Genomic DNA, 1,395 nt, shown 5'->3' on the forward strand with positions numbered 1-1,395 from the left:
GGCTGAGACCTGATGCCGAGCCGATTGTGGTGAAGTGGATGATCCTATGCTGTCGAGAAAAGCCTCTAGCGAGTTTCATGGCGGCCCGTACCCTAAACCGACTCAGGTGGTCAGGTAGAGAATACCGAGGCGTTCGGGTGAACTATGGTTAAGGAACTCGGCAAAATGCCCCCGTAACTTCGGGAGAAGGGGGGCCATCACTGGTGATCCGATTTACTCGGTGAGCTGGGGGTGGCCGCAGAGACCAGCGAGAAGCGACTGTTTACTAAAAACACAGGTCCGTGCGAAGCCGTAAGGCGATGTATACGGACTGACGCCTGCCCGGTGCTGGAACGTTAAGGGGACCGGTTAGTGACCTTTCGGGGTTGCGAAGCTGAGAACTTAAGCGCCAGTAAACGGCGGTGGTAACTATAACCATCCTAAGGTAGCGAAATTCCTTGTCGGGTAAGTTCCGACCTGCACGAATGGCGTAACGACTTCTCGACTGTCTCAACCATAGGCCCGGTGAAATTGCACTACGAGTAAAGATGCTCGTTTCGCGCAGCAGGACGGAAAGACCCCGGGACCTTTACTACAGTTTGATATTGGTGTTCGGTTCGGCTTGTGTAGGATAGGTGGGAGACTTTGAAGCCGTGACGCCAGTCATGGTGGAGTCGCCGTTGAAATACCACTCTGGTCGTGCTGGATGTCTAACCTCGGTCCGTGATCCGGATCAGGGACAGTGTCTGATGGGTAGTTTAACTGGGGCGGTTGCCTCCCAAAGGGTAACGGAGGCGCCCAAAGGTTCCCTCAGCCTGGTTGGCAATCAGGTGTTGAGTGTAAGTGCACAAGGGAGCTTGACTGTGAGACCGACGGGTCGAGCAGGGACGAAAGTCGGGACTAGTGATCCGGCGGTGGCTTGTGGAAGCGCCGTCGCTCAACGGATAAAAGGTACCCCGGGGATAACAGGCTGATCTTCCCCAAGAGTCCATATCGACGGGATGGTTTGGCACCTCGATGTCGGCTCGTCGCATCCTGGGGCTGGAGTCGGTCCCAAGGGTTGGGCTGTTCGCCCATTAAAGCGGTACGCGAGCTGGGTTTAGAACGTCGTGAGACAGTTCGGTCCCTATCCGCTGTGCGCGTAGGAATATTGAGAAGGGCTGTCCCTAGTACGAGAGGACCGGGACGGACGAACCTCTGGTGTGCCAGTTGTCCTGCCAAGGGCATGGCTGGTTGGCTACGTTCGGGAGGGATAACCGCTGAAAGCATCTAAGCGGGAAGCCTGCTTCGAGATGAGTATTCCCACCTCCTTGAGAGGGTAAGGCTCCCAGTAGACGACTGGGTTGATAGGCCGGATGTGGAAGCCCAGTAATGGGTGGAGCTGACCGGTACTAATAGGCCGAGGGCTTGTCCTCA

General features: G+C 56.2%; 1 rRNA gene. It reads left to right on the forward strand.

What is annotated here, in order from left to right:
* Positions 1–1,394, forward strand: a 23S ribosomal RNA gene (locus ACF06X_RS34635); the annotation flags it as partial.
* Between the last annotated feature and the right edge of the window lies 1 nt (position 1,395).

Source organism: Streptomyces sp. NPDC015346, from assembly GCF_043078785.1.
Taxonomy (GTDB): domain Bacteria; phylum Actinomycetota; class Actinomycetes; order Streptomycetales; family Streptomycetaceae; genus Streptomyces.